19 protein-coding genes and 2 pseudogenes are annotated in these 23,190 nt (G+C 59.3%); 12 read left to right on the top strand and 9 right to left on the bottom strand.

Annotated features, from left to right (window positions below):
* Nucleotides 1–61: 61 nt before the first annotated feature.
* Nucleotides 62–2,881, bottom strand: coding sequence for a winged helix-turn-helix domain-containing protein (locus HFC70_RS02675; RefSeq protein ID WP_168471634.1), 2,820 nt, complete (start codon nucleotides 2,879–2,881; stop codon nucleotides 62–64).
* Nucleotides 2,882–3,317: 436 nt separating this feature from the next.
* Here HFC70_RS02675 and HFC70_RS02670 point away from each other — a divergent pair, with 436 nt between their 5' ends.
* The 5 genes and pseudogenes from HFC70_RS02670 to HFC70_RS02650 form a co-directional block, all read left to right on the top strand.
* Nucleotides 3,318–4,148 carry an alpha/beta fold hydrolase gene (locus HFC70_RS02670; RefSeq protein WP_246735638.1) on the top strand — a complete coding sequence of 277 codons (831 nt, stop codon included), beginning with the start codon at nucleotides 3,318–3,320 and terminating at the stop codon, nucleotides 4,146–4,148.
* 124 nt (nucleotides 4,149–4,272) lie between these two features.
* Nucleotides 4,273–5,094, top strand: a complete 822-nt coding sequence (locus tag HFC70_RS02665; RefSeq protein ID WP_168471632.1) for an alpha/beta hydrolase — start codon at nucleotides 4,273–4,275, stop codon at nucleotides 5,092–5,094.
* A 54-nt stretch (nucleotides 5,095–5,148) separates the two neighbouring features.
* Nucleotides 5,149–5,994, top strand: coding sequence for an MBL fold metallo-hydrolase (locus HFC70_RS02660; protein ID WP_168471631.1), 846 nt, complete (start codon nucleotides 5,149–5,151; stop codon nucleotides 5,992–5,994).
* 234 nt (nucleotides 5,995–6,228) lie between these two features.
* Nucleotides 6,229–7,131: an alpha/beta fold hydrolase gene (locus HFC70_RS02655; protein WP_210259108.1), complete on the top strand. Its 903-nt coding sequence runs from the start codon at nucleotides 6,229–6,231 to the stop codon at nucleotides 7,129–7,131.
* A gap of 211 nt (nucleotides 7,132–7,342) precedes the next feature.
* Nucleotides 7,343–7,504: pseudogene (locus HFC70_RS02650) on the top strand (MmgE/PrpD family protein); the annotation flags it as partial.
* A 209-nt stretch (nucleotides 7,505–7,713) separates the two neighbouring features.
* On the opposite strand, the gene HFC70_RS02645 reads toward HFC70_RS02650, so the two are convergent.
* Nucleotides 7,714–10,017 carry an FdhF/YdeP family oxidoreductase gene (locus HFC70_RS02645; protein ID WP_168471630.1) on the bottom strand — a complete coding sequence of 768 codons (2,304 nt, stop codon included), beginning with the start codon at nucleotides 10,015–10,017 and terminating at the stop codon, nucleotides 7,714–7,716.
* Nucleotides 10,018–10,173: 156 nt separating this feature from the next.
* Here HFC70_RS02645 and HFC70_RS02640 point away from each other — a divergent pair, with 156 nt between their 5' ends.
* Together HFC70_RS02640 and HFC70_RS02635 are read left to right on the top strand one after the other, a co-directional pair.
* Entirely contained in the window at nucleotides 10,174–11,394 is a 1,221-nt protein-coding gene (locus tag HFC70_RS02640) for an MFS transporter (RefSeq protein WP_168471760.1), read from the top strand.
* Nucleotides 11,395–11,404: 10 nt separating this feature from the next.
* A complete protein-coding gene (locus HFC70_RS02635) occupies nucleotides 11,405–12,520 on the top strand; it encodes an FAD-dependent monooxygenase (protein WP_168471759.1) in 1,116 nt (371 codons plus the stop codon).
* A gap of 93 nt (nucleotides 12,521–12,613) precedes the next feature.
* On the opposite strand, the gene HFC70_RS02630 is transcribed toward HFC70_RS02635, so the two are convergent.
* From HFC70_RS02630 to HFC70_RS02610, 5 genes are all read right to left on the bottom strand, one after another.
* A complete protein-coding gene (locus tag HFC70_RS02630) occupies nucleotides 12,614–14,287 on the bottom strand; it encodes an FAD-dependent oxidoreductase (protein WP_168471629.1) in 1,674 nt (557 codons plus the stop codon).
* Between the two features lie 56 nt (nucleotides 14,288–14,343).
* Nucleotides 14,344–14,649 carry a UBP-type zinc finger domain-containing protein gene (locus HFC70_RS02625; protein ID WP_168309547.1) on the bottom strand — a complete coding sequence of 102 codons (306 nt, stop codon included), beginning with the start codon at nucleotides 14,647–14,649 and terminating at the stop codon, nucleotides 14,344–14,346.
* Between the two features lie 24 nt (nucleotides 14,650–14,673).
* On the bottom strand, nucleotides 14,674–15,045 hold the full coding sequence (locus tag HFC70_RS02620; protein WP_168471628.1) for a response regulator transcription factor: 372 nt from the start codon (nucleotides 15,043–15,045) through the stop codon (nucleotides 14,674–14,676).
* A gap of 90 nt (nucleotides 15,046–15,135) precedes the next feature.
* Nucleotides 15,136–15,777, bottom strand: coding sequence for a response regulator transcription factor (locus HFC70_RS02615; RefSeq protein WP_168471627.1), 642 nt, complete (start codon nucleotides 15,775–15,777; stop codon nucleotides 15,136–15,138).
* On the bottom strand, nucleotides 15,770–17,347 hold the full coding sequence (locus HFC70_RS02610; RefSeq protein ID WP_168471626.1) for an ATP-binding protein: 1,578 nt from the start codon (nucleotides 17,345–17,347) through the stop codon (nucleotides 15,770–15,772). Before HFC70_RS02610 ends, HFC70_RS02615 begins: the two co-directional genes overlap by 8 nt.
* Nucleotides 17,348–17,718: 371 nt before the next feature.
* On the opposite strand from HFC70_RS02610, the gene HFC70_RS02605 reads away from it, so the two are divergent.
* A complete protein-coding gene (locus HFC70_RS02605; protein WP_168471625.1) occupies nucleotides 17,719–18,237 on the top strand; it encodes a Dps family protein in 519 nt (172 codons plus the stop codon).
* A 70-nt stretch (nucleotides 18,238–18,307) separates the two neighbouring features.
* Nucleotides 18,308–19,279 (top strand): alpha/beta fold hydrolase, encoded by a 972-nt coding sequence (locus HFC70_RS02600; protein WP_168471624.1) that lies wholly within the window; start codon nucleotides 18,308–18,310, stop codon nucleotides 19,277–19,279.
* 349 nt (nucleotides 19,280–19,628) lie between these two features.
* Here HFC70_RS02600 and HFC70_RS27235 read toward each other — a convergent pair.
* Nucleotides 19,629–19,727 (bottom strand): annotated as a pseudogene (locus HFC70_RS27235) (VOC family protein); the annotation flags it as partial.
* A 149-nt stretch (nucleotides 19,728–19,876) separates the two neighbouring features.
* Entirely contained in the window at nucleotides 19,877–20,770 is an 894-nt protein-coding gene (locus HFC70_RS02595) for a LysR family transcriptional regulator (protein WP_168471623.1), read from the bottom strand.
* Nucleotides 20,771–20,910: 140 nt separating this feature from the next.
* On the opposite strand from HFC70_RS02595, the gene HFC70_RS02590 reads away from it, so the two are divergent.
* The 3 genes from HFC70_RS02590 to HFC70_RS02580 all read left to right on the top strand — a co-directional run bounded on the left by HFC70_RS02590 (nucleotide 20,911) and on the right by HFC70_RS02580 (nucleotide 23,115).
* Nucleotides 20,911–21,477 carry a hypothetical protein gene (locus HFC70_RS02590; protein WP_168471622.1) on the top strand — a complete coding sequence of 189 codons (567 nt, stop codon included), beginning with the start codon at nucleotides 20,911–20,913 and terminating at the stop codon, nucleotides 21,475–21,477.
* Nucleotides 21,474–21,725: an Atu4866 domain-containing protein gene (locus HFC70_RS02585; protein WP_168471621.1), complete on the top strand. Its 252-nt coding sequence runs from the start codon at nucleotides 21,474–21,476 to the stop codon at nucleotides 21,723–21,725. Before HFC70_RS02590 ends, HFC70_RS02585 begins: the two co-directional genes overlap by 4 nt.
* A 385-nt stretch (nucleotides 21,726–22,110) precedes the next feature.
* Nucleotides 22,111–23,115: an AraC family transcriptional regulator gene (locus tag HFC70_RS02580; RefSeq protein ID WP_168471620.1), complete on the top strand. Its 1,005-nt coding sequence runs from the start codon at nucleotides 22,111–22,113 to the stop codon at nucleotides 23,113–23,115.
* Nucleotides 23,116–23,190: the final 75 nt, after the last annotated feature.

Raw genomic sequence — 23,190 nt, 5'->3', positions numbered from 1 at the left:
GTCTGACAGAGACCTCGGCTGGTTGAAAGGCGATATTGGAGGATCGCGTTGGAGGGTGGACTCATGAAAGATTGGCAAACAACCGACGAGCGTTCCTGACGTCAGCCGTCTTCGAACCTTCCTTGATCCGGCCGAGAATATCTTCAAGCCTGCCGCGGGCGGCCCGCGCCATTCCTTCCCGCACGTCGAGTTCGGCGAGGCTTGTCGCGGCGCGGAGTTCCCATGCGAGTGCCGACTGACTGTTCGCAGTGTCGGCGGCATACTCCAATTGCGCCCGCGCACCCTCGAAGTCCCCGGCCTTGAACAAATGCAGTCCCGCAACACGCTGGAGTTCAGCGGTGCACCAGTGCGGATGCTCACGCCGTTCTTCGCTATCGAGCGCGGTCACCCACGCGATCGGCAAATCGGGCAGGATGGTCGCCAGGATGTGGCGATGGAGTCCGTCAAGACTGTCCTGATGCAGGATGATGGCGTCGTCTGCAAGCACGACACCATGTTTGAGGCGGTAGGCGGCGCTCTGATAGGTCCGCCCCCATTTGGCCCAGTAGCCGAGGTCGTTCTCCATCGCGATCTTGACGAGAAGAGCGGACAACGAACTCGCTTGCTCGATGTCGCCCACCCAGAACGCAAGAGGGATTATGGTCTGGCCCAGGCCATAGGATAAGCCGAGCAGATCGCCGGACAAACCAATCGTCATGGCTTCGTGCGCCAGGTCCAGAGCCGCGTCTGGTTGACCTACGAGCCATAGAAGGTTGGAAAAATTGGCTCTTGAAGCGACACCCTGTTTGTACATGAGATCCAGCTGAACATGGGCCGTCATTACGGCCCGGCTCCGGATGGCGGCTTTGCCGTGTTCGAGCGCCGATGTCAGATCGCCGTTTCGCCACATGCTTAACGCGACGATGCGTTGCGCCATTGCGTTTTGCGCCGCGTCCGAAGAACGCTCTGCAACGCCCTGAAACTCGCGGGCATAGGCCAGCGCTGCGCCATAGCGTGCTTGCGTTAGTCGGGTGCCAAACAACGCCCAGAGGCAATCAAGTAGACAGCTCGTTTCGTTTTCACGCCGCGCTACCTCGACGGTCTTGACCAGCAAGGGCTGGACCTTGGCCGATAGGCCAAGAGAATTGTACCATGCCTTGTGCAAGCTTGGCGCCAGCCAGATCAGGTCGGTGTCCGTAAAGTCCGGATCGGCGGACAGGATGTCAATCGCTTGCTCGATGACGAGCGCGTAGTCCTTGAGCATCGACAGTCGCAGCCACATGGGACCGCTGTCGACGATGAGACGGACCGCCTGACGGGAGTCGCCTTCCAGGCTCAGCCCCCAGTTTATCGCCCATCGAACGTCGGAAACCACGCTTCGAAGTTCGGCGCTTACCATGCTTTTTTCGGCCGTGGAGGTAACGTCGAGCTTCCGTGTCTTGGCGAGATAGCCAACCAGGTACTCGGCATGCCTCCGATATACATCGTTGGCATCGCATCGCTGCCTCAGTTTCGGCTCGCAGAATGCCCGCGTGGTTTCGAGCAGCCTATACAGGATGCGGTTGCCCGTCCTGCTGACGATGATCAGAGACTTGGTAATCAGGCCCGACAGCCTCCTCAGAATGACATCCGGTTCCATAGGCGAGACGACAATGGCTCCTTCCATTTCGAACTCGCCGCGGAACACACTGAGTGTCACGAGCAGGTCCCGCTCGTCATCACCCAGCATGTCGAAGCTCCATTCCAACATTGCCGTCAAGGTGCGATGCCTCGGCGGGGCAGACCGTCGCACTTCGCCAAGAATCGCGAATTGCTCATCAAGGATTTTGGATAGAGCGCCTACGCCGATCGCCTCTATTCGGGCCGCTGCCAGCTCGATCGCCAGAGGGATGCCGTCCAGCCGTCGGCATATATGGATCAGATCGATGACATCGTCGTTGTCGAGCGCCACGGTCTGGGCCGACGAGATGGCGCGTTCTGCCAGAAGCTCGACCGCAGGATATGCCATGGCGGCTTCCAGAGTCGGGAGAATGTCGTCTTCGCCCGGAAGCCCGAGGCCACCGAGCCGGACCGTTGCCTCTCCCTCCAACAGGAAGGGCTCCCGGCTGGTGGCCAGGACCCGCAGGGTCCCGACCCCCTTGAGGAGCCTCTCGACCAGGCCGGCTGTCACGTCAAGTACATGCTCGCAATTATCGAGAACAAGCAGTGTCGGTTCTTCCTTGAGGGCCCTGAGTATCCGTAGTTCGGGAGAAGCCTGGTCTCCTCCCTCCAGGTCGAGCACGGAAGCGATTGTGGCGGCGACGAAATCGGCCGAAGCCAGTGGCGCAAGGTCAACGAAGCAGATGCGGCGGCTGTCGTCATATGTCATGCACCAGCACGCCTCGACCGCCACACGGGTTTTGCCGATGCCGCCGGGGCCGACCAGGGTTACACACCGGTAGCGACCGATGCGCTCGATCGTTGCGCTCACGTCCTCACCGCGCCCCACTATTGTGCTCAGCGGCGAGACGAGGCCGATCGGTGTTTTGCCGAAATCGGATGCTCTTGACGGTGCGATGTCCGTCGTCAGGCTGGTTAGCGAATAACCGCGGCCAGGAGCGTTCGTTATGTGGGAGGTTTCTTCCTGACCCGCGTCGAGAAGTCTCCGCAAGGAGGACATCTGAACCCTCAGGTTAGCATCATCGACATGAATGCCGGGCCAACCGGCTCTCATCAGCTCGGCGTAGCCCACGGTCTCTCCTGGCCTCTGGACGAGAGCCTCCAGAAGGGCAATCGCGCGGCTCCCTATCTTTACCCGGACACCATCGCGCAGCAGAACGCCTCGTGCGGGATAGAAGGCGTATTCGCCGAACCTGATCTCGCGGTCGCCGCGCGGGCCCTTGTTCTCCTCTTCCGTTCCCATCGTCGCCCCACTTGGAACTCACCCAGCACCACGCCTCTGACGCTCTCTGGCGAAGTTTACTTCGACTCTTGCTCGGAGTCTCGCCTTTGATCGATCGAGCCTGCGATCGTGGAACCTGCGGTGACCGTGCGTGGCGTGGTGGCATTTTCCACACCGCTGCAATTCGGTACGGCGCTCCGCGATATTCTGATTTTCATCAATTTACGACGCTTTACTCGATTCACACCCCTAACCAAGCCACCGTCCAAGTTGTCGAAACAAAGCCAGTCACGCCTCGAGGGAGACGACCATGAACGACAAGGCCATCGCGCTGAACCTGGATGCCACCCGACGAGACCTCTTGATTGCGGCAGGCGCAGCGTTCGCGGTGGCGGCTCTTCCAAACCGGGCCTCCGCCGCTTCCCAATCCACCGAAACCAAAAAGGGGAAATCCATCATGTCCTTCATCAAGACCGAAGACGGTACTGAAATCTTCTACAAAGACTGGGGTGCTCGCGATGCCCAGCCAATCGTCTTCCATCATGGCTGGCCACTTTCTGCCGACGACTGGGACAATCAGATGATGTATTTTCTCGACAAGGGATTCCGTGTCATCGCCCACGATCGCCGCGGTCACGGTCGATCGACCCAGACCTATACAGGCAACGAGATGGACACCTATGCCGCCGACGTGGCGGAGTTGGCCGAGAAGCTCGACCTCAAGAACGCCATCCATGTTGGCCACTCGACGGGCGGCGGCGAGGTCGCGCACTACGTAGCCCGGGCCAAGCCCGGCCGTGTCGCCAAGGCCGTGCTGATCGGAGCTGTGCCGCCGATCATGGTCAAGTCCGAAAAGAACCCGGGCGGCTTGCCGATCGAGGTCTTCGATAGTTTCCGTGCAGCACTAGTCGCCAATCGTGCACAGTTCTTCCTCGATGTCCCGGCCGGCCCGTTCTACGGCTACAACCGTGAGGGTGCCAAGCCGAGCCAAGGGGTGATCGAGAACTGGTGGAGGCAGGGCATGATGGGCGGCGCCAAGGCGCATTACGACTGCATCAAGGCATTCTCCGAAACCGATTTTACCGAAGACCTGAAGAGGATCGAAGTCCCCGTCCTCATCATGCACGGCGACGATGACCAGATCGTGCCTTATGCAGACTCCGCGCCGCTCTCGGCCAAACTGCTAAAGAACGGCACGCTCAAAACCTACAAGGGTTTGCCGCACGGTTTGTGCACCACGCATCCGGAGATCATCAATCCGGACCTCCTCGACTTCATCAAGAGCTGAGGCGCGCACCGGACATTCAATGGCACGCCGCGCCGGGTTCGCCCAATCCGACGTCCACCGCACGGCGGTGACGGCTGCGGCGTGCCTATGCTGCTGCCGTATACTCTCAACAAGGGGAACGACAATGACCAAGACCATCATGCTCATCCACGGCGCCTGGCTCAATGCGAAAAGCTGGGAAGGCTTCAAGGCGCACTACGAAGCCAAAGGCCATACTGTTGTCGCGCCGAACTGGCCCTATGATGACCGCGACCCCGCCGAACTCCGGGCCAATCCGCATCCCAAGCTCAAGGAGATCGGGGTCAAAGGCATTGTTGACCATCTTGAGGCGGAAATCAGGAAACTGCCCGAGCAGCCTATCCTGATCGGTCATTCTGCCGGAGGCGTATTCACCCAGATCTTACTTGATCGCGGCTTCGGAGCTGCTGGCGTTGCCATCGATCCCGCGCCGACCACTGGCGTGCGGCTCGGCATCCACTCCATCGTTTCGGCCTTGCCCGTACTGGGCTCCTGGGGCAGTTGGGGCCGCGTCATGCACATGTCGCGCAAGTTCTTCGGCGCGCGCTTCGCAAACACGCTGCCGCCGGAGAAGGCAGACTACTACTACGATCGCTACATCGTACCCACCGCGGGCAAGGTTTACTGGGACGGAATCCTGACCTCCGTCGGCAAGATCCGCTGGGACAATCCGAGCCGTGCGCCGCTGCTCCTGATCGGCGGCGGCCTGGACCTGATCGCCGATGCCAGCATGACCAGGGCGATCTACGACAAACAGAAGCGTGCGCCATCTGAGACGGTTCTCAAAATTTTCGAGGATCGCTCACACTGGACCTGCGTCGATCCAGGCTGGGAGCAGGTTGCAGATTTCGCGCTCGATTGGGCAATGCGTCATGCCCGACCCGACACTGCGAATGTGGCGCGATTGGGTGTCACCAAGGCCGCCTGAACTATCCGGTGCGGGACGACCCATCGTCCCGCACCGTTTCACGGGGGAGCTTTCATGCGTATTCATCATTTCAATTGCGGTACGCATTGCCCATTCGGCGGTATGCTGTTCGACGGCCGCAGCCGCGGGTTCCACGCCGACATCTGCACGCATTGTGTGCTGCTCGAGACGGCAAACGGACTGGTGCTTGTGGATACCGGCTATGGCTTGCAGGACGTGTGGAAGTCCGGCCCACGCAGGCTTGCCCGTCTCTGGCCAGCTCTTCTCAACACGCAATTGCGTGAGGAGGATACAGCGATCCGTCAGGTTGAGGCGCTCGGCTACTGCGCGCGCGATGTGCGCCACATCGTCCTTACCCATCTTGATTTCGATCATGCCGGTGGGATCGAGGATTTTCCCGAAGCCCGCATTCACGTCATGGCCGCAGAGCGGTCGGCTGCGGAGGCGACACGGCTCAACTTCATCGCACGCCAGCGCTATCGGCCGTCGATGTGGGACAGCGTGCGGGATTGGCGGACCTATTCCGGGGGTGGCGAGAACTGGTTTGGCTTCGAGACCGTCCGTGCGTTGGACGGACTTCCTCCCGAGATACTGTTGGTCCCGCTCCGCGGCCACACCTTGGGACATACCGGCGTGGCGATCCGCGTGGAAAACGGATGGCTGTTTAATGCGGGCGACAGCTTCATGCATCACGACGAACTCGATGCCTTGACGCCCCGCAGCCCGGTGGGGCTGAAAATCTACCAGTCGATCATGAGCAGTGACCGGACCGCGCGGCTGGCCAACCAGGACAGGCTGCGTGCGCTCAACCGGGATTACGGTTCCTCGATAACCATCTTTGCTTCACATGACACCGCGCGGCTCGCACTTCTGAAGAACGCGACGGCCAGCGCAAACTGATCCTGAGTGTTCAATCAAGACGGTGGGAATCCAAATGACAGACAAGCCATTGACCCCTGTCTTCGTGCGCTTCTCGACCGTCCAAGGCCGCGGAGTAGACGGCATCAGCGTTCATTCCAGGCTTTCGCTGTCGGTGGACGCGATCCGCCGCGTGCGACACCGCGGGCGGACCGTCTTCCCTCAGGTCCGTCCCACCTTTTACAATTGCTGTCCAACTCCCCAAGGAGAGCCGAAATGAGATATGCACTCGCATTGTTCATGGTCCTGGTTTGGTCGCCATTCCAGGTCCTTGCCAAGGATTCCGCCGCGACCACTTCGACGAAATCGGTCGAAGTCGATGGTGTAAAACTCGCTTATCGTGAGGTCGGCTCTGGCGAGCCAATCGTCCTGTTCAACCGCCTCCGCGGCACATTGGACACCTGGGACCCTGCCTTCGTGGACGCGCTGGCCGAAGAGTACCGGGTCATCATGGTCGATTATTCCGGCGTCGGATATTCTGAGGGCAAACTCACGCCCGACATGGTTGTCATCGCAGACACGATGGCGGCTTTTGCCAAAGCGATAGACCTGGAGACATTCGATCTCGTTGGCTGGTCCTGGGGCGGCGCGCTTGCTCAGGTCTTCCTCATCAAACACCCCGCGATGGTTAAGCGTGCGGTATTGATCGGCACGAATCCTCCGGGCGAGAACGAGCATCCGATGCGCAAGGATTGGTTTGAGAGGGCGATCAAGCCCGTCAACGATCTCAACGACGAAGAAATCCTGTTTTTCGAGCCGGCCTACAAGGAAAGCTTGGTCGCCGCCGCGGCCTCGCATGAGCGCATCTATGCCCGCCAAGGGGTAACAGATCACATTCCCTCGACAATGGATGCGTTCAACGTCTTCTTCGCAGCTGCCCAGAAATATCACGAAGACAAGGAAGGCATCCGCCAGGCGCTTATGACCTCCGACGTGCCGATGCTGATCTTCTGCGGCGATAACGATCCAGGCACCCCTGCCGACAACTGGTTTCCACTCATCCGGACAATACCGCGCGGACAGCTTTTGATCATGCCCAGAGCCGGCCACGGACCGCAGCATCAATTCCCGCAGCTGTCCGCCGACTACATCCACGTATTCCTCAAAGGGGCGCTCTGAGACTTGCAATACGCATTTGGCGCGATCCTTCCCGCATCGGGCGTCGCGCGCCGCAGTCGTAATCCTGACATCTATATGCGGCACGCACGCCTTCGGCGGCCTGCAGGTAAACGACCGAGTGGAGGCGCCATGCTTCAGGTAAAGTTTAACAAAGCACGAAAGTCAGCCCCACAATGGGACCATTGTGGCCTTGATGAAAATTTGTAACACGCTCGATGAGGTGCAGCGCATCGAAACAAAAGTGGGACAGTCTACTGTCAGCAATCTGGCTTATTCTGATCCCGCAGATGAGATGCAGGCGCGGTTTTCGATGCAATACTGCCTTGCCACCGCGCTTCTTCAAGGCAGGCTTTCCTTGGCTGATTTCACGCGGGACGGCAACATTTGTCCGGCCAACGTGCCCGATCAGGGCATCACTGCCGCCATAAAATCTAAGTTAAATCAGATACCTATTCAAACCGCGGACACAGCGATGGTTCCAATCCTATCAAGGCGCTATGCTTTGAGGGTTTCAGCCGAAGAGCTGCTGCCGGCGAATGCACGACCACGGTCTTGCTTCTAACGCTATACCAGCGGCGTCGATCAGGGGATCGAGATCGGTTGCGCGGATCTACGTACCTTCACCGGAACGCCCTTATATGCTGGCGTTCCGGATTTTCTGTCGTAATCCGCCAGCGCGATGACCTGGTTCATTTCGGGGTAGTAGCCTGCCACCGAGCCAGGTGGAATATCGTAGGCAACGGCGGTAAATCCGGCAACGGTTTTGGTACCGCTCGCAGAGATCGCTTCGACGTCGATCAGATCGCCGTCTGCCAGGCCACGTGTTTCGAGGTCTTTCTGGCTCATGAAGATGACGTCGCGGCGGCCGAAGACGCCACGGTACCGGTCATCGAGGCCGTATATCGTGGTGTTGTACTGGTCGTGACTGCGGAGAGTGGTCAGCACAAGGGCATCGGGGTCGCGCAGGCGTGCATCCTCATCCAGGCCAGGTGCCACCAGAAACTCGGCCTTGCCGGACGGCGTATTCCACACGCGGCTCGACGCCGCGACCGTGAGACGGAAGCCACCGGGCGTCTTCACGCGTCTGTTGAAATCGTGGAAATCGGGAAACACAATCTCGATCTTGTCGCGGATCAACTTGTAGTCGCCTGCCATTTCCTCCCAATCAATGCCGTACCGGTCGCCAAGCGTTGCTTTGGCCATGCCGGCAACGATCCAGGGCTCCGAGCGCAGTTGGTCGCTGGGCGGTTTGAGGAAACCGCGTGACGCATGCACCATCGACATGGAATCCTCCACCGTGACCGATTGGCGGCCTGTCGCTTGCATGTCCAGATCCGTCCGGCCCAGAACCGGCAGGATGATCGACGTTTTTGCCAACAGCAGATGCGAGCGATTGAGCTTCGTGGCGAGATGGACGGCCAGGTCGAGCTTTCGCATGCCCGCGAATGTCGCTTCTGGATCCGACATGGCGACAGCGAGATTGCCGCCGAGACAGACAAGTGCTTTCGACCTGCCGTCGATAATGGCTTCGACGGCCTCTACGGCGTTGTGCCCCTTTTCCGAAGGCGGTCGAAAACCGAAGGCTCTTTCCATGCCGTCGAGAAGCGCGACATTTGGAATTTCCGTGATACCGACTGTCCTGTCGCCCTGCACGTTGGAGTGGCCGCGCAACGGGCATATACCGGCACCCTGCCGGCCGATATTGCCGCGCAGCATCAGAAAATTGGCGAGTTGCTGAACATTTGCGGTGCCATTGGCATGCTGGGTGATACCCATGCCATAGCAGAGGATGACGTTTTTGGCCTTAAGGTAGACATCGACAGCGCTGTCCAGCGCTTCCAGCGACAGGCCCGATTTTTCGACGATTTCAGACCATTCCGTGCGTTCGATATCGGTCTTCAGTTCCTCCAGTCCAACGGTGTGGGCCTCGATGAATTCACGGTCGAGCACGCCGGGTCCTCCGTCGGCGATGTCAGCCGCGTCGCGTTCGAAAATGCGCTTCATCAGGCCTTTGAGCGCGGCGAGATCGCCGCCGGTGCGAACCTGGTGATAGGCGGACGCAATCTGGGTCGACGACATCGTCGTCATCTCGATCGGATCCTGCGGTGCGGCGAACCGCTCCAGTGCGCGCTCCTTGAGCGGATTGAAGACCACGATGGGCACCCCCCGGCGTGACGCTTCGTGAAGCGTAGTCATCATGCGCGGATGGTTGGTCCCGGGATTGTGCCCGAACGAGAAGATCGCGTCGGCATGATCAAAATCCTCCAGCGTCACAGTGCCCTTGCCGACGCCGATCGACAGGGGCAGGCCGACGCTGGTGGCCTCATGGCACATGTTGGAACAGTCGGGGAAATTGTTGGTGCCATAGGCGCGCACGAAAAGCTGGAACAGGAATGCCGCCTCGTTCGAGGCCCTGCCGGACGTGTAGAATTCCGCCATGTCAGGGCTGGGCAAGCTGTTCAGTTCTGCGGCGATGCGGGCGAATGCAGCTTCCCATTCGATTGGTATATAGCGATCGCTCGCATGATCGTAGATCAGCGGATGCGTCAGCCGGCCCTGGTCTTCGAGCTTGTGGTCCGTCCACTCCCAGAGGTCGGTGACGGTATGGGCGGCGAAGAAATCCGGGCCGACACGCCTGGCGGTCGATTCCCAGGTGATCGCCTTGGCGCCATTCTCGCAGAACTCGAAGGAACTTGTATGCTTCGGATCGGGCCAGGCGCAGCCGGGGCAATCGAACCCCTCCGGCTGGTTTGCCTTCAGCAGTGTAGCAGCACCCTCTGCGATGATCTGTTGATGGGCGAGGGTTTTGGCCACGGCCTTGAGTGCGCCCCAACCGCCCGCCGGGGCCGTGTAACGCTCGATCCCATCCGGCCGCTTCTCGCTCATTGCAAACTCCCTTCACCGTGTTTCTACAGATCTAGCATCGAACCCATCGATGCGAACCTAGACCGATGTATAGGTCCGGGTAGACGTCCATTGGATGTGCGTGCAATGCCATTGGACATAGCTTGCTCTGATCAAGATTTGCGTTGGAGCAGGATTATGGAAAAGACCGAACAGATGCAGGCCAGGGCGGCAAGCGCCACCCGAAATGATGCGATCGGACAGGCTACGCTACTGGCCATGGCCGTCGCTGGCGGCATTGCAGTCGCGAACATCTATTACAACCAGCCGATGCTTGGCCTTATCGAGGCGGATTTCAGTCAACAGCCGATCACCGGCATGGTGCCGACGGCGACGCAGCTCGGCTATGCGCTCGGGTTGTTTTTGCTGCTGCCGCTCGGCGACCTCGTTAATCGGCGCCGCATGATCATTGGTCAGTTCCTGGTTCTGGCGGCAGCGCTGGCGCTCGCGGCACTTGCGCCGACGGCCTGGATGCTGATTGTAGCCTCAGTCATTGTCGGCACATGTTCCACTGTCGCCCAGCAGATCGTACCGTTCGCCGCATCTCTGGCAGCGCCGGAAAAGCGCGGCGCCACGATCGGCACAGTCATGGCGGGCGTTCTGTCGGGCATATTGTTCAGCCGCACCCTCTCGGGTTTCGTTGGCGAACATGCTGGCTGGCGGGAGATGTTCTGGATCGGGGTGCCGCTGGCGCTGTTTGCCGCCGGTCTCATGTATGCGATGCTTCCGCATCACCAGCCAACATCGACCTTGCGCTATCATCAGGCACTCCGGTCTCTCGGCCAGCTCTGGAAACGCCACCCGGCGTTGAGGGCCGCGACCGTCATTCAGGCATTGCTGTTTGCTTCGTTCACAGCCTTCTGGACAGTCCTGGCACTTTATCTCGCCGGGCCGAAGTTCCAGCTCGGTGCGGATGTCGCAGGTCTGTTCGGTGTCGTCGGTGCGGTCGGCATCTTTGCAGCGCCGCTGGCAGGCCGGGTCGCCGACACGCGGGGGCCGCATTTCGTGGTCTGGATGGGCGCGGGCCTGACGATCCTTGCCTGGCTGATCTTCGGCGTCTGGGCATCAATCGCTCCCCTGGTCGTCGGCGTCATCGTGCTCGATTTCGGCATACAGAGCGCACTCATCTCCAACCAGCACATCATCTATGCGCTTGAAGCCGATGCGCGCAGCCGACTCAATACCGTTTTTATGACCGGTATGTTCCTTGGCGGCGCCGCGGGCTCGGCGATGGCGACGTTCGCTTGGGGACAGGGTGGCTGGCCCTTCGTCAGCCTTCTTGGCGCGGCCCTTGGCATCGCAGCGTTCGCCATCAAGTTTATTCATCATCGCCGCCATCCGGCGGTTGTCGGGCACTGAGGTCAGGACGATGAACAAGCTACTTATCAGAATCGTCGGCGGTTCGCTCGCCGGCCTCTTCGCTGGCATCATGCTGCAGCAGGCTGGCCACGATGTTCGCATCTACGAGCGATCAAGGAACGGTCTGGCCGGGCGGGGAGCGGGCCTTGTCGGTCAGAGCGATCTGCTTCGCATTCTCAGGCTGATCGGTTGCGAGCATGTGGCACGCATCGGCGTGGTGGCAAAGGAACGCATCTATCTCGATCAGGACGGTAGTATCGCCCAGACCGTCAGTATGCCCCAGACACAAATCTCCTGGGATGTCCTGTTCGAAACCGTCGCGTCGCGTATCGCGCCCGAAACCTATTTCTTGGGCCGGGACGTCGTCGATGTGCTGGACGGCGAGAGCGGTGCGGAACTGATTTTTGGTGACGGGACGCGAGAGACAGCCGATCTTGTGATCGGCGCCGATGGCCTCGGTTCCGTGGTGCGTGGTGCGCTTAATCCAAAGGAGAATCAGAATCGCTATTCCGGCTATGTTGCTTGGCGCGGGTTGATCCCGGAAACCAGTCTGCCCTCTGCCGCCGCGCTGCTTCTCGACCGGTTTGCGTTCCATGTCCGGCCGGGCGTACACGCTCTCGGCTATCTTGTCCCCGGTTCGAAAGGAGAGATGAGCAGGGGCAGCCGTCGCTACAATTGGGTCTGGTACCGTAAGGTGCAGCCAAGCGACCTTGCCGGCACGTTCACCGATCTCGATCAGCGGATGCATACGTTTTCGCTGCCGCGCGGCGGCTTGTCGAACGACCGTCTGCAGGCCTTGCGCACCGATGCCGCACAAATGCTTCCGCCGCAATTCGCGCTGGCGGTTGCTGCCGAGCGAAGCCCGTCGATACAAGGTATTTTCGACTACGAGGCACCCCGTATGATCGGCCGATCCATCGTTCTGATCGGTGACGCCGCCTTTGTCGCGCGGCCGCACACCGCGATGGGCGTGTCGAAAGCAGCCGGCGATGTCATGGCGTTGAGCAACTGCCTGGCGTCTGCGGTTGACCTTCATGCCGCCCTGCGGCGGTTTGAGGCCGATCGTATCTCCGTTGGCCGGGAAATCGTTGCTTATGGTCGGCAGCTTGGCGCATCGGCAATTTGAGCGTCGACTGATCGTCTATCACGTCAGAGAATGACATTTCGACCCGCTGGCATCTGCCAGCGGGTCGTTTGATTTAGAATATTGGCGGGCGTTTCAGTTCGGGGTCTTCATCAGGCTGAGCGCAGCGTGGATCTGGGAGACAACGGCTGCACCTTCCCCGACTGCGGCCGCCACCCGCTTGGTCGATCCGGCCCGGACATCGCCGATGGCGAAAACGTTTGGTAGGCTGGTCTCCAGCGGCAGAGGACTGCGGGTGAAGCTGCACAGCGCATCGAAGGATTGTCCTGTAACGATGAAACCCTTGTCATCGGTATGGACGCGGTTGCTGATCCAGCCGGCGTTCGGATCGGCTCCGATAAAGAGAAAAAGGTGATGAAGTGACAGCTGTCGTTCGCTGTTATCCAGCCGGTTGCGCAGGGTGGCGGATTTCAAGCCGCCCGTGGGATCGCCCTCAATCGCATCCACTTCGCAGTGCATGTGCAGTTCGACATTGGGGAATGCCCTGATGCGGTCGATCAGATATTGCGACATCGTTTCTTCGAGCGCGCGCCGAACGACGAGATGGAGTTTCTTGACCTGAGGTGCGAGGAAAGCGATGGCCTGACCGGCCGAATTTCCCCCGCCGACCAGGGCGATTTCTTCGCCGGCGCAGAGTTTTGCCTCTATTGGAGAAGCCCAATAGGAGATGCCATTGCCCTCAAGGCTCTCGATGTTGGCGATTCCCGGACGCCGGTAATGCGCACCGGAGGCAATGACGATCGTTCGCGACGTCACGGCCTTTCCACCTGCGAGTTCCAGCGTCAGCACACCGGCATCGCGCTCGGGCGCGACCAGACTGTTGACTGCAACTGGCAAGACCATTTCCGCGCCGAATTTCAGTGCCTGGTTATAGGCGCGCCCGGCCAGCGCCTGTCCGGATATGCCGGTGGGGAAGCCGAGATAGTTTTCGATGCGTGAGGAAGCGCCTGCCTGTCCTCCTACCGAACGCTCGTCGATGACCATGACGTCAAGCCCTTCGGAGGCGGCATAGACGGCGGTGGCAAGGCCTGCCGGTCCGGCGCCGACAACGGCAACGTCATAGAGCTTTCCAGGCATGAGTTCCGGCGTCATGCCGAGGCATGCCGCTGCTTCCGCGTCGGTCGGGTTCTTCAGCACGGTACCATTGGGGCAGACCATCAGAGGAAGTTCTGTGACAAGGATGCCCAAGCGTTCGATCAGAGCACGGCCTTCGCCTTCGCTGGCAGAATCGAGCACGATATAGGGAAAGGCGCTGCGGGCGAGAAACCCTTGCAGGCGTAACAGCGCTGCATTCCCCGGAGCCCCGATCAGAACAGAACCCGCGCCGGAATCGATCAGACCAACGCGACGCAGGATAAAAGCCCGCATGATAATCTCGCCGACATCCGCTGAGCCGATCACCAGGGCGCGAAGATGAGCTGCATCGAACGCAACCGCGGTGCAACCGTCGGAGCCGGCCCGTGCACCTGCCAATGTCGGGCGGCCCGAGAGTTGATTGACTTCACCCGACAGTTGACCGGCGCCATGGGTTGTGATCGGCGCCTCATGCGACAGGCCTTCATGTCGAAAGACATCCATCGAACCTTCCAGCACCAGCCAGGCAGGCACCGCATGATCGCCGACCTTGTAGATAAATTCCCCGGCTTCGAAATGCTGCGGCGCGCCACTGGCAAAGCGTTTGGCCGTCTCGACCTGACGAGGGCTCAGCACCGGGAACATCTGGTGCTGTCTTGCGCTGAGATCCGCCATCAATTTTTCTCCTGGCTTGAAACGTGTCGAAAATGGCGTCGAGGATTTGAGGTGGTCTAGTAGTAGCGAGGTATGGGGCCACGCTGCGGTGTCTGGTCCGGCAGTTCGACCATGGTCTCGTCGACAAAACACCATCCCCAACCTTCCGGCGGATCGTAACCTTCTATGATCGGATGCTGCGTGGCATGGAAATGTGCGGTGGCGTGACGACCGGGAGATTGGTCGCAGCATCCGACATGGCCACACTCACGGCATAACCTGAGATGAAACCAAACCTGTCCTGTCTCCAGGCACTCCTCGCAGCCGAGCGTTTTGGGGCGAACCGTGCGGATCGTTGAAGTGTGCGAACAACCGTGCGACATGGATTTACTCCTCGTTGGCGTGGATCAGTGCTTCAGCGCCCGTTCGAGACACTGGACCAATTGGCTGAAATTCACGGGCTTGCCGAGAAAGGCAAAAGCGCCGCCACTCATCGCCGCCGCCCTTGTTTTGTTGTCGCTATAGGACGTCATGAAGATCATCGGGGGCTTCAGCATATCTTGTTCGTTCAGCACAGCCTGCAGCTCGAGCCCCGTGAGACCGGGCATTTTGACATCCACGAGCATGCAATCGATCGAGGCGCGATCCTGGGCTGCAAGATACTCTTCCGCGGACGTGAACAGCCGGCTCTGGTAACCGCAGGACAAAATGAGATCGTCAAGCGCTTCGCGGATCGACCGATCATCGTCGACGATAGCTATGACTGGTGTTTTGTACAATTTCTCTGGCCTTGCCGTGTTAGATCGACAACCCGGTATATGCACCTTTGAGACCGTTCCTTGTACCATACAAGGGTCTAGGTTTTTCCACTACAGACCAAGCAGTTCGGCCTTGCGGACAAGGTCTGCTACTGAGCGCGCCTCCATCTTGCGCATGACATTGCCGCGATGGAGTTTGACCGTGATCTCGCTGATGCCAAGGTTGAACGCAATCTGCTTGTTCATCAGTCCTTGCACGACGGCAGCCATGACCTCGTGTTCGCGACGGGTCAACGTCTTCGCGAGTTCGGATACGGCGCCATTGGCCGCAGATTGTAGGCGCAGGTCACGGTCTTTCTGAAACGCCACGGAGACGGCATCAAGGATATCCTGGTCCCGGAACGGTTTTGCCAGAAAATCCACCGCGCCGGCCTTCATCGCCCGCACAGTCATCGGTATGTCGCCATGGCCGGTCATGAAGATGATCGGCATCTGGTTACCAAGTTTTTCCAGATGAAGCTGGAAGTCCAGGCCATTGGCGCCGGGCAGTCTTACGTCGAGCAGGATGCAGCCCGGCCGCTTGAGGTCGGCATTATCAAGCAGGTCCTGAGCGCTTTCGAAGGCCTGCGCTACCGTTCGGACCGAAAGAAAGAGATCAACCAGCGCCTCTCGGATCGAGGGATCGTCATCCACGACGTAAACGACAGGCGTATCGTTGCTCGTGGTTTTGGCGGACTTTCTGGCATCATTCATGGGCAGCCTCCATCGGCACGATCATTTCGAACAGTGCGCCACCTTCGACGTGATTGCCGGCGCTCAATGTTCCGCCGCGGGCTTCGAGCATACCGCGGCAAATGGCAAGGCCCATGCCAAGGCCGGTTTCCTTGGTGGTGCAAAACGGCTTGAACAGCTTTTCCAGAATGTCGGCGCTCAGACCGGGGCCGTTGTCACGAACACTGACCCGAACGCCATGACCATCTGCCGGGTTGATCGATACCGAAATCCGTCGAAGCTCTTCCGGCGTTGCGGCCATGGCCTGAATGGCATTGGTGATCAGGTTGATCAGCACCTGCTGCAGCTCGATGCGAACCGCACTGACGTTGCTTATCCCGGGAGCCTCGCTGGTTTCGAATTTTATGCGATTTCTGGAAAGTTCGCTCTCCATCAAAGACTGCGTCTCGTTGACGAGATCGGCCAGTGACACGGGCTCAAGGACCGGCGTGCGCTCGCTCAACATCGACCGGGTGCTCTGGATGATGTCGCTGGCGCGTTGGCTATCGCGCACGATGCGCTCGGCCGAGCGGGAAACAGCCGCCAGATCCGGCGGGTCGCGGTCGAGCCAACGCTGCAGGGTCTGTGCATTGACGACAAGGGCGCCGAGCGGCTGGTTAAGTTCATGAGCGAGCGACGCCGACAGGGCGCCGACGGTGGCGGCGCGTGAGGCCAGCGCGAGTTCGGCCTGGGCCTCGAACAACGCCTTCTGGGCCAGCTCGCGCTCGGTGATGTCGAACATACCGACAATGACGCGGTTAAAGTTGGCAACGTCCATCGGAAAGCCCACAGTCAGCAGCACCAACTTGTTGGTCCCGTCGCTGGTGATGATCGTGCCCTTTCCCTCGAAATAGCTTTGGTTCTCGAAGATCGCAACCATCAGATCAAGAAACGTGGCGTCGTCCTGCGCAATGTAGCGCCGCATCGAGCCGGCATTCTGTGCACTGACATTGCCGAGAAGCTCCAACGCTGCGGCATTGGCAGCGACTGTCGGTATGCGTTCGATGCAATTGGCAATGAAGTCCGGATTGTCCCGCGCATAAGCACGCAGATCGGCGACACCCTGCGTCTTCAGTTTCATCAACAACGCTCGCACCTCGGAGTAGTCCCGCTCCCAAAGGGCGACGCGGCTCTGCTCAAAAATCGTCCGGTAGCGTTCTTCGCTACTCTGCAAGGCGACATTGGATTTTAAAAGATCATGACGCGCACGGTGGTTCCTTATGATCAGCGCACAGGTGATCAATATGGCAGCGACGGCCACGGCCAGGCGCAAAATTGCGGCAAGGTCGGCGTCTGTGCCGTGGGCCGCCGCGTAAGATAGTGTTGAAAGACCAACACAGACCGCCGTCAACAGCAACGTTCCCTTCTCTGTCAGCGTTTCCGCCGACAGAAGGAGCGTGATGACATAGAGCGTGGCGAGCGCACTGTGAATGTCGGTGAACGTATCGAGATAGAAGACCGTTAACGCCAGAGCGAATGCGAACGACAGAATGCCGATTTCGTAGCGTGCCGATAGCCGTCGTTTCGGGTTCACAAGTTCAAGCGAAGGCATGCAGGTTCCCACCTGGATATCGATCTTGGCATCAAGCCATCCCGCTGGAGAAAACGCAATTCTAAAATCCGCTATTCGCGTGTGAACTCAATCTGATAGGCGGTAAAAAAGAAAGACCATCCCAGGGCGGCTGGGATGGCCTCGATCGGATCGCGATATCCGCTGGTTCAGGGGAGGGGCTGAACCGTCAGGGCTTTGGTGCCCAGCATGTCTTCTTGGGAGGGGCTGAAGACATGCGATATCTAACCTCGGCCGAAGTGCTTTGAAACTATACATAGGTGTGGGGTCGACTAACCAAGCATTGGATGTTGAGGGTTCGCTGTTTCGTCTAAAAAGTCTCCAGCAGCCCGCTCAACCCAATGGAGACCATCATGGACCGCACGCTCGCTGAAAAACACCGCAAATCCCCGCTTGCAACACCGACAACGCTTGGCACAAACGCGACTGCCGATATATCCGGCGCACTGACGGCGCTTCTGGCCGATGTCTTCGCCCTCTACCTCAAGACCAAGAATTTCCATTGGCACATGAGCGGGCCGCATTTCCGCGACTATCACCTCATGCTCGATGAGCAGGGTGAGCAGATCTTCGCGATGACGGACGATATTGCTGAACGAGCTCGCAAGATCGGCGGCACGACCGTCCGTTCGATCGGTCATATTTCCAAGCTGCAGCGCCTGCTCGACAACGATGCTGATTTCGTGACGCCGGCCGACATGCTGGCTGAACTTCGCGAAGATAACCTTACGCTGGTTTCTCTGATGAAGGAGACCCACAATCTCTGCGACGAGCATGGCGATATCGCGACCGCCAGCCTGATTGAAAACTGGGTGGACGAGGCCGAGCGGCGCGCCTGGTTCCTGTTCGAGAGCACCCGCGGCGCCGAGTGAGCATGCCAGCCTGTCAAACGGCTATGTCGGCCGACAGCTATATAGCCGCCTCGACACTCGGAGACATCTCATGACCAGTGAATTTTCCCTTTCCCGTCGGCAGGTTCTGCTGACCGGCACCACGATTTCATTGGCTCTGGCCATCCCGGCTCTGGCTTCTGAAAAGAAAATTTCCCCTCATCAGCAAGGAATTGAACCAATGACCCATAGTTACGTGACCACCAAGGACGGCGTTGAAATCTTCTATAAGGATTGGGGTCCGAAGGACGCGCAGCCGATCGTGTTCCACCATGGTTGGCCATTGTCGTCCGACGACTGGGATGCCCAGATGCTGTTCTTTGTCAGCAAGGGTTACCGCGTCGTCGCCCATGATCGCCGCGGCCATGGCCGTTCGTCTCAGGTCAGCGACGGTCACGACATGGATCACTACGCCGCCGATGCCTCCGCCGTGGCTGAGCAGCTCGACCTGCGCAACGCCGTCCATATCGGCCATTCGACAGGCGGCGGCGAAGTCGCTCGTTACGTCGCCAAATATGGTCAACCGCAGGGCCGCGTCGCCAAGGCCATTCTTGTCAGCGCCGTTCCGCCGCTGATGGTCAAGACCGCAGCCAATCCTGATGGCACACCGATCGAAGTATTCGATGGTTTCCGTAACGCACTCGCAGCCAATCGCGCTCAGTTCTTCCTCGATGTTGCGTCCGGCCCATTTTACGGCTTCAACCGGGAAGGCGCGAAGGTCTCGCAAGGCGTGATCGACAATTGGTGGCGCCAGGGGATGATGGGCAGCGCTAAAGCTCATTATGACGGCATCAAGGCCTTTTCGGAGACCGACCAGACAGAAGACCTCAAGGCGATCACCGTGCCGATGCTGGTCACACAGGGCGATGACGACCAGATCGTTCCCTACAAGGACGCCGTGGAACTCCAGGCCAAGCTGCTGAAGAACAGCACGCTGAAAATCTACAAGGGCTTCCCGCACGGAATGCTGACCACGCATGCCGACGTGATCAATCCGGACCTGTTGGCCTTCATCAAGGCTTGATTGTTTCCCGAACCAATGGCGATACGGCGGCCCTTAAGGGCCGCCACAAATGCTAGTCCTCTCCAAGGCAAGGCAATTCCTGCAACTCGCAGCCCGTCAATATATGGCTCAGCACCACCGGCCAACCTTCGGGCGAACCATGTTCAAAATAAGCAATTTCAAGAAACTTGGTAGCAATTGTCTGCGTCAGCTACTCCGTAGCTGCTCAACCGCGGAACATTCAGTGCGGATGTAAGAACCGCGCAGAATTTATCTTGAGTGCCATCAACGCGTAGATACGTGATCCCGACATAGTCCTTGATGCCCTAGTTCGAACCGTCGCGGCCTTGTCCGAACTGCTTGCCGCCGCCGAAGGGCGACTTCGATGCTTTTTGCCGTCCGGATCGCGAGGATAGGCGACGAAGGAGCCATTCGGAAGCTCCACAGGCGCCCTCTTGACGAGCGTGCCCATTCTCACAAATCGGGCGCCACCCGCACCCGCACCCGCACCCGCGCCGCACCCGGCTCGGGTCCACCGGACCAGCGAAGGACAGGGCCTTATAGGCGTCCAACCGCAAAGTACAAAAGCCAGGCAGCTCTAGCCACTGGCAGCTAAGACTATGTCAGTCTGTATGCGCGAACATGGTCAATGAGCGCCCGCAGTTTGGGCGCCATATTACGGCGATTGGGGAAATAGAGGAAGAACCCTGGAAAGGGCGGCAGATAGTCGTCCAACGCAGTGATCAACTCGCCACGATCGATGTATGGGCGAAACGTTTCTTCCAACGCAAACGTAATACCGCCGCCAGCGAGCGCGGTCCGGACCATCAAATGCAGATCGTTTGTGGTAATTTGCGGCTCGACGGCAACGTCGAACGTTATGCCATCCTCCTCGAACTCCCATCGGTGCGGCGCGGCACTTGGAGATGGACGCCAACCGATACAGCGATGATTCACCAGTTCCCGAGGATGGCGGGGCGTTCCGTGGACCTTAAAATATCCCGGCGTCGCGACCACCACTTCTCTCTCTTCTTTGGTCAGTGGCACCGCGACCATGTCCTGCTCGATCACCTCACCCAGCCGGACTCCTGCATCGAAGCCGGCGGCTACGATATCGAAGATGTCGTCGGTCACCGTCACGTCGATCGTGATGCCGGGATGGGCCTCGGCGAAGGACGCGATCAGCGGGCCGGACAAAAATTGTTCCGCAATCGATGTGACCGCAATCCGCAGCAAACCACTGGGCCGGGCGTCCCCTGCCACGTTCTCGAAGGCAGATCTGACCTCGGCCATTGGCTGGGATAAGGTTTCGTGGAAGCGATTGCCCGCCTCGGTGAGCCGCACGCTGCGCGTCGTGCGGCTGACGAGCGCAATGCCGCAGATATCCTCAAGCCGTCTGATTCCCTGGCTTACGGCCGAGCGTGTGACGCCGAGGCGGTCGGCTGCCGCCCTGAAATTTCCCTCTTCGGCGACGGCCAGAAACATCGGCACCAGGTTTAGATCGATAGCCATTGTCGCATCCTGCTAACCAATCACGTTAGTGAAAAGGGAATACAAGCGACAATCGAATTTGTCTACCTATTGCCCGTGGCCGACAGTCGCCATCGCGGCACGGCAGGCAAGAACAACCGATCATCGAAGGAGATATTCCCATGACACACATCAAGATCAGACTCGCAGCAGCTTTGGCTCTTGGGATCTGCGCCGGACCTGTCGCTGCACAGGATAGCGCGTGCCCTCGGGAAGGCGCCGATGCTCCTCTCGCACTCCATGCCGACTGGATCATGAAGGGCTGGGAACGCCATGAAGGCGATGGCAATTTCGTGTTCGCAGAAAAGCTGAACCGGTATTACGACCTGGAAAACACCGAAGGCGTTTTTTACGACAATTTCGCGCCTGGCAGCACACAGCTCTTTGACAACTCGGCTCGCTACGGCGCCAACTGGGAGGCATTGCAGAACGCTGCCCGATCTGTTCGCCACGGCTTGACCGGAGGTCACGACGCGATCGTCGGCGACACCGTCGCTTCGACGACGCTTGGCTTCGTTGGCCGCATTGATCGGCTTGACGGCAAGGTGATCGCTTTTGATGGCCGCTCGCAGCTGGGCTGGGAATGCACCGCCGGCAAATGGAAGATCCGCCATGAACTGAACTACGCCTGGGTTGTCGAGCCCGAGACCATTCAGTCTTTTCTGGGCAAGACGGAGCCGGCGCAATGACGACCCCGACGCTCTCGCACCCTTATGTCGGCATGTGGGAGACCGCAGACGGTCGCATCCGGCACCAGTTGCTCCCGAATGGCCGCTACGACGAGGCGCGCGGGTCCCGCGAAAGCGCCTATCAAGGACGATACGAGGTGTCCGGAAACTATATCGAATATTGGGACGATACCGGCTTTACGGCCGACGGCGACTTTGTCGATGGCGTCCTGTACCACGCGGGAATGGTTCTCTATCGCAAGCGGTAGTCAGAACACCACGCCGGCATATCCATTGCCGGCGTGGTTCAATTTCTTTCGCTTGATGCGAACGGATGTGCCCGAGAAATTGGCTTCGCCAAGAGACAGGCAGAAATTCCTTCGTGGTCTTGCTCGAGCAAATCGGGGGCGAGAATTTTTTCGGGAGGGCGGTAGGCGAGCTTGCGCGCTTCTCGGAAGATCTGGCGCGGTTTCGACGTCGATGCGGATTTCTAAGAGTCAGAAAGGGCGGGCCTTATTTTCCTATCGGATGAAACCAGATGCTGCATTGCATCATTGATGGTGGTTGTGGGCGAAGATATGAACCGGGGCGTGTTCCATTGAAGCCCTAGGTCACCTTAAGGCAGCTCTGCCCGGTTGTAGGAAAGGATCGACATTGGCAAACATCGAAGGATCCGGTCAAAAGGTTTTGCCCCCAATCCCGGCTGTTACCGGGAAGCCCATTTATCGGGCGGCCCTCTTGCCTGAACTGGAAGAGGTCGTTGTAAGGCCCGAGCGGACGTCCCCGCTCGGGCTTGAACAGTATATCGCCGGTCGCACGCTTGTCAGTGGCGATAGTCCAGCGTGGACCGACATGTTCGTTCAGGTCTATTCCCGTCTCCACAAGCAGGAGCCTTTTCTGGTTCCCGCTGTTGCGGAACCCCTGATCGTCTGGGTCATGTCGGGAGAGGCCGTCGTCGAAGAGCGAGACCTCGACGGAGACTGGGTCGCAAACACAGTCTCCGTTGGCGACCTCTTCCTGACCCGCTCCCCCACGCCCTACGAGATGCGTTGGCGCGCGATCGGAGATGCGCCCTTCCAGGTCATGCATCTTTACCTCTCCGTTCCGCTGTTCGAGCGCGTCGCCTACGACGTTCTGGGCTGCGCCGCCCCTCCTGCACTGCGCGACATCTCCGGGGGCAAGGACACGCAGCTGTCACACCTTCTCGCATTGATCCATCAGGAGCTGACGTCTGAAGGGAAGGGGAACCATCTGTTCATCCAGGGCCTTGCCCAGACCCTCGCCGTGCATCTGACCCGGAATTATGTCGCGAGCGAAGCTCCCGACGATCGCCAAAATGCGCTTCCCGGCTTCAAGCTGCGTCGCGCCGTCGCCTACCTCGAAGAAAATCTAGCCGAGCCGTTCAATCTCGCGCAGCTTGCCGAAACGGTGGGGATGAGTGAATTCCATTTCAGTCGTCTGTTCAAAAAGGCGACCGGGCTCTCGCCCTCGCGCTACTTTATCCGTCAGCGCATAGCCCGGGCACAGCTTCTCCTGCAGGAGACGGATACAAGCATCATCGAGATCGGCATGTTGGTCGGCTATTCCAGCCCTAGCCACTTCGCCCAGGTCTTCCGTCGGGAAACCGGCCTGCCGCCGAGCCACTATCGGCGAGGCTAAATTTCGACCTTTCGCGATTTCGAGCAAGATCGCGACAGCGCCCGCAAAGGGCGAAAGATCGTTTCCGGGAGTGCC

The sequence above is a fragment of the Agrobacterium sp. a22-2 genome, assembly GCF_012276985.1.
Classification (GTDB): domain Bacteria; phylum Pseudomonadota; class Alphaproteobacteria; order Rhizobiales; family Rhizobiaceae; genus Allorhizobium.
Note: the sequence above shows the minus strand (reverse complement) of the source record. Positions and strands in the feature narration are given on the sequence as shown.